Here is a 4,992-nt window from a genome sequence, read left to right as displayed (position 1 = left end):
CCGCTTCCGCGCTCGCCCGAGACGCGATAGCCGGCCGCGGCCAGCCGCGCCGCCGCGGCGATCAACAAATCCTCCGCGCCAGCGGACATCACGGCCAGCACCTCACCGGCGGGCCGCTCGCCGCCAGCGCGTCCGGTCAACAGCACCCGTGGAATGAGGGCCGGCACGCCATCACCAATGCTGTCGTCAACGATGGCGACGTCGGCTCTTCCACCGCCGGCTACGACCGGCAGCAGGTCATCGCTCGCGGCCAGCGAGGCCGCCAGGCGCTCGGCGCGTGACGCATCGCCAAGCGCAATCAGCACCACCAGCCGCCGCGAGACGGCACCGTCATGCATGATCCTGTCGCTGGTGAGCGTGTCCATGGATGCCCTCAGCTCAGCGGCTTTTCGCCGATTGTCAGCGCGACATCGCGCTGTTCGCCGCCGCGCACGACACCGAGCGTCACCGAAGCGCCGGCACTGTCGGGTCCGAGCCTGCGGATCAGGTCCCGCGGGCCGTGCACCGCCTCACCGTTCCACGCCACGATGATATCGCCAAGAGAGAGACCGGCGGCCTTGGCGGGACCCTCGTCATCGAGACTCATCACCATCGCGCCGTGCGCGTCGCGGTCGCGTACCGGATGCAGGCCGGCGCCGAGATAGCCGCGCGCGACATGGCCCTTTTCGCGCAAGGTCGCGACCGCCCGCTCGATCGTCTCGTAAGGCATGACCAGCGCCCGGTGGCGCGGTCCGAACAACAGCATGCCGATCAGCGCACCCTTGGCGTCGAGAACCGGGCCGCCCTCGAAACGGCCGCCGGCGCCGACGGCAAGATTGATACGCCGGTCGATGGTGCCGCCGCGCATCGAGCGCCAGGCCGGACCGACTTCGCCAACCGAGCCCGAAACAGCCAAAGCCGAACCGTCACTGCTGCCGATGGCAATGGCGATGTTGCCCGGCCGCACCGCATCGGCCTTGGCCAACGGCGCGGCGCTGACGGCCTCCGCCGGCTTCAGCAGGGCAACACCGGTCGAAGGGTCGCGGCCAACCAGCTCGGCCTTCACCGTTTCCCCCGAGGCCAACACCAGATCGATCTCCTCGCCGGCCTCGACAGCCTCTTCAGCGGTGACGAAATAGCCGTCACGCCAGTGGAAGGCGCTTGCCGTGCGGTGATGATGCGTGGCGAAGCCAGCCGTTGCCGGCGCGGCCTTGGCGGCGAGATCAGCGACGGCTTGCGAAAACGCGCTCAGATTGAAATCGCTCATAATGGTCTCCTGGGTTCATCCATGCCCCAGATATCGCTCGACAGCGCGTCCGCGGGTACTCGCCTGACGGCTAGTTGCCGGTTTGACTGGCCATCTGGTCAGGTCGCTGCGGTTCCAGCCGCTCCGCACATATAGTCACGATCAAGCCTGAACACACGGAGCCCTCCCATGGCCGTCGCCGTCGCCAAATTCCAAACCGATGACACGTTGCTCGACGCCTATTCGACGACGGTTGCCGACGCGGTCGACCGCATCGGTCCGGCCGTCTGCCGCATCGAGCGCGTTGGCGGTCAGGGCGGCCATGGCTCCGGCTTCGTCATTGCGCCGGACGGGCTGGTGGTCACCAACTTCCATGTCGTCGGTGATGCCAGGACGGTGCGCGTTTCGATGCCGGACGGCGCCTCGAGAGAAGGGCGTGTTCTTGGCCGCGATCCCGACACCGACATCGCGCTGGTGCGCGCCGACGGCAGCTTTGCCGACGTCGCACCGCTGGGCGATTCCAAGCGGCTGCGGCGCGGCCAGATCGCCATTGCAATCGGCAACCCGCTCGGTTTCGAATGGGCCGTCACCTCCGGCGTCGTCTCCGCGCTCGGCCGCTCGATGCGCGCCTCCACCGGCCGGCTGATCGACGACGTCATCCAGACCGACGCAGCGCTCAATCCCGGCAATTCCGGCGGACCGCTGGTATCGTCGGCCGGCGAGGTCATCGGCGTAAACACCGCCATGATCCATGGCGCGCAAGGCATCGCCTTCGCGGTTGCCTCCAACACCGCCAATTTCGTCATTTCGGAGATCATCCGCTTCGGCCGCGTGCGCAGCGCCTTCATCGGCGTCTCGGCCGACACCGTCAATCTGCCGCGACGCGCCGCGCTCCTGTCGCAAGTGTCGACGAATACAGCGGTGCGGCTGCGCAGCGTCGAGAAGGATGGCCCGGCGGCCAAGGCCGGCTTGAAGGAGGGCGACATCATCGCCGCAATAGACGGCCGCCCGGTCACCGGCGTCGACGACCTGGTGCGCGTGCTCGACGCCGAGCGCATCGGCCGCGAGACACAATGCACCGTGGTGCGCCGCACCGGCGTCAGCCAGATGACGGTGATACCGGTGGCGCAAAGCTAGTGCATGTCGCCCAGAAGTGTGCCGCGGTTCTGGGACAACGAAGACTTTAAGGCCGCCGTTGCTCACTCCCCCTTCGAGGGAGCAACGGGGACATAGGCTCCCTTCAGGAGAGCTACGAGTTGCGCCTGATGATGCGTGCCTGTCTTGTCGAAGATACGACCAAGATACGTGCTGGCCGTGCGATAGGTGATGTTGGCGCTTGTCGCCGCCACACCAAGGCTATCCCCCGATGCCAATGCCGCTGCCAATCGCGCCTCGGCCGGCGAGAGGTCGAAAAGGCCCGTCAGGATGGTCGGCGAAGGCACCAGATTCGTCGGGTTGAGAGCCGTGGCTGCGATCAGTATGTCGGCGCCTGAGAGAAGTTCGTGCGCCAGACGGCGAAGAGGGATGAGGTGAACGATCATGGCCTCGCTATTCTCGCTTGGCGCTATGGGCACGGAGCGACCCGACGCAGCGTCACCAGTCCCGCTTGCAATCGCCTGCTGAAACAACTTGTTTGCCTTGGCATCGGCAAGGGCGAGCCCATCACGGGCCGTCGGCACGAACACAAGGGGCAGAGCGTCAAGCAGTTGATTGGTCGCCAGAACGCGTCCCCTGCTCGTCATCACCGCGGCCGGCAGGCCGATCGCCGCAAGCGCCGTAGTCGTAGCGCGCGCTCGTTCCAGCCGCAGGCGCGCACCAATCAGGCCGGCGCGCGCCAGATGCGGCCTCATGCGGTTGAGCTGGTCCAATTCGTCTCGGGATGGCCGATCATTGGTCAGCCAACGCTCCATCGTAAACAACAGAACTTCGCCTGTAGGCAGGGATATGAACGTACCGACTTCGCCACCGATTCCCAATGGCAGCGTCCGGTCGAGCCGCGTCCGATTGTTCTCGAGCGCCTCCTTGGGGAAGTAATCCGCGTCGTAGACGAATTCCGAGGGTGGGGGCAGCGTCAGCAGGAGTTGGGAGACACTGCTGCTCTTGAACCCGCCTTCCGCAGAGATGCCCTCCAGTATCGGCCGGACCAGGTCCGACGCGATGAGCATCGGGTCCAGCCGATCATCGAATAAACCCATACCGCCTCCGGCCGAGTTCGACAGTTCGCTCAACCTGTCGAAGACGTCTGGCCATAAATCGGGGACGAACGCCGCTTCATAAATTCGATCGACAAGATCTTCGGTCATTCAATGGTCCGCTCGCCACCTGCACTCGCATGATTGCATCGCACATCTGCTCAGAAATCAAACCTTTCTCGGCTTGGCATTACCGGATGATCATAAATTGCGTAGGAAACAGCCAACACGAAAACATCGTTCAGGTGCCCACAGCCCCCTCCGCGTACTGCGCCAGAAACGCCTCGCTCGGCGGAATCGGCTTGATCACGTCGATCAGCACGCCATTGGGATCCCGGGTGATGAAATGGCGCTGGCCGAAGGGTTCGTCGCGTAGAGAGCGCAGGATCGGCAGCCCGGCCGCGACGATCCGTTCATAGACCGCATCGGGGTCCCTCACCTCGAAGTTGATCAGCAGGCCCGACGCGCGGCCGCGCCCCTCTTCCGGGATCGTTTCATGGTCGCCCTGGACGATGCCGAGATTGACTCTTCTGTCCTCCACCGATTGCAGATGCACATACCAGTCGCTTTCGAATAGCGGCTGGAAGCGAAAATGCTCGATATAGAACGCCGTCGTGCCGGCGACGTCGCCGGTCATCAGCACCGGGTAATAGCTCGTCGTCTTCATCTTTCCTTCTCCCGTCGATTAACATACAGTCTGCATGTAACTTCAATTAACATACAGGCTGCATGTATGCAACGCGATTCCGCGCGTCGTTCCAACCGTGACCGCACCGAGGCGACGCGCGCCGACCTGATTGCTGCGGCACGAAAGCTGTTCACCGAAAGATCCTATGCCGAGACCAGCACGCCGGAGATCGTCGCTGCCGCCGGCGTGACGCGCGGCGCGCTCTATCATCACTTCGCCGACAAGCAGGCGCTGTTTGCCGCCGTGGTCGAGCAGGAGGCGATGGCGGTGGCTGAGGAGATCGAGCGCGCTTCGCCGCCATCGCTCAATGCCCGCGACGCACTCATTGCCGGTTCCGACGCCTATCTCACTGCGATGCGCGCACCCGGCCGCACGCGGCTACTGCTGCTCGACGGCCCGGCCGTGCTTGGCCGCGCCGCCATGGACGCGATCGACAACCGCCACGGCAACCGCTCACTGCGCGAAGGGCTGGTCGCGGCGATGCGGGCGCAGACGATGACGAGATTGCCGGCCGACGCGCTGACCGCGCTGCTCGGCTCCGCCTTCGATCGTGCCGCCCTGGCCATCGAGGCCGGTGCGTCAGCTCAGGACTACCGCGCCGTGCTCATGGCACTGATCGATGGCCTGTCTCTTCCTCAGGCACCTCGCCCGGTTCGAACTCATTGAAGCAGCCGAGCTGGCGCTTGAACTGGTCGATCAGCCAGGCCGCCGCAGGCTTCGGGCTGCGATCGTTGCGGTGCATGGCAAACAGCGGCGAACTCACCTCCCTGAAGGATTCGAGGTCGATTTCGACCAGCCGGCCACTCGCCAGGTCGTCTGCTATCAGCCAGCGCGGCAGCCCGCCCCAGCCCAGCCCCTCGCGCATCAGCATATGCTTGGTGCGCACA

7 protein-coding genes (1 of these 7 only partly in view) are annotated in these 4,992 nt (G+C 65.1%); 2 read left to right on the top strand and 5 right to left on the bottom strand.

Features of this window, described 5'->3' with window-relative positions; translation table 11 throughout:
• Both EOC06_RS08980 and EOC06_RS08975 read right to left on the bottom strand, forming a co-directional pair.
• On the bottom strand, positions 1-365 hold the 5' portion of the coding sequence (locus tag EOC06_RS08980) for a LuxR C-terminal-related transcriptional regulator (protein WP_128307552.1). Its footprint begins 268 nt before the window's first position; 365 of the gene's 633 nt are visible here — the first part of the coding sequence; its start codon is at positions 363-365; its stop codon lies off the left edge, out of view.
• A gap of 8 nt (positions 366-373) precedes the next feature.
• Positions 374-1,246 carry a S1C family serine protease gene (locus EOC06_RS08975; protein WP_128307551.1) on the bottom strand — a complete coding sequence of 291 codons (873 nt, stop codon included), beginning with the start codon at positions 1,244-1,246 and terminating at the stop codon, positions 374-376.
• Between the two features lie 168 nt (positions 1,247-1,414).
• On the opposite strand from EOC06_RS08975, the gene EOC06_RS08970 reads away from it, so the two are divergent.
• Positions 1,415-2,362 carry a S1C family serine protease gene (locus EOC06_RS08970; protein ID WP_128307550.1) on the top strand — a complete coding sequence of 316 codons (948 nt, stop codon included), beginning with the start codon at positions 1,415-1,417 and terminating at the stop codon, positions 2,360-2,362.
• Positions 2,363-2,424: 62 nt separating this feature from the next.
• On the opposite strand, the gene EOC06_RS08965 is transcribed toward EOC06_RS08970, so the two are convergent.
• Positions 2,425-3,528, bottom strand: a complete 1,104-nt coding sequence (locus EOC06_RS08965; protein ID WP_128307549.1) for a helix-turn-helix transcriptional regulator — start codon at positions 3,526-3,528, stop codon at positions 2,425-2,427.
• A 130-nt stretch (positions 3,529-3,658) separates the two neighbouring features.
• Complete coding sequence (locus EOC06_RS08960) at positions 3,659-4,084, bottom strand: VOC family protein (RefSeq protein WP_127270139.1); 426 nt, start codon at positions 4,082-4,084, stop codon at positions 3,659-3,661.
• A gap of 66 nt (positions 4,085-4,150) precedes the next feature.
• On the opposite strand from EOC06_RS08960, the gene EOC06_RS08955 reads away from it, so the two are divergent.
• Positions 4,151-4,771 (top strand): TetR/AcrR family transcriptional regulator, encoded by a 621-nt coding sequence (locus tag EOC06_RS08955; protein WP_128307548.1) that lies wholly within the window; start codon positions 4,151-4,153, stop codon positions 4,769-4,771.
• Here EOC06_RS08955 and EOC06_RS08950 read toward each other — a convergent pair.
• Positions 4,710-4,992 (bottom strand): LysR substrate-binding domain-containing protein (locus EOC06_RS08950; RefSeq protein ID WP_245469414.1); only part of this gene is annotated, 283 nt, incomplete at its 5' end. The two genes, EOC06_RS08955 and EOC06_RS08950, sit on opposite strands and share 62 nt — an antisense overlap.

The sequence above is a fragment of the Mesorhizobium sp. M7A.F.Ca.MR.362.00.0.0 genome (assembly GCF_004023175.1).
In the GTDB taxonomy this organism is placed as follows: Bacteria; Pseudomonadota; Alphaproteobacteria; order Rhizobiales; family Rhizobiaceae; genus Mesorhizobium.
The sequence above is the reverse complement of the archived record's forward strand: the minus strand, read 5'-3'. Positions and strand labels throughout refer to the sequence as shown.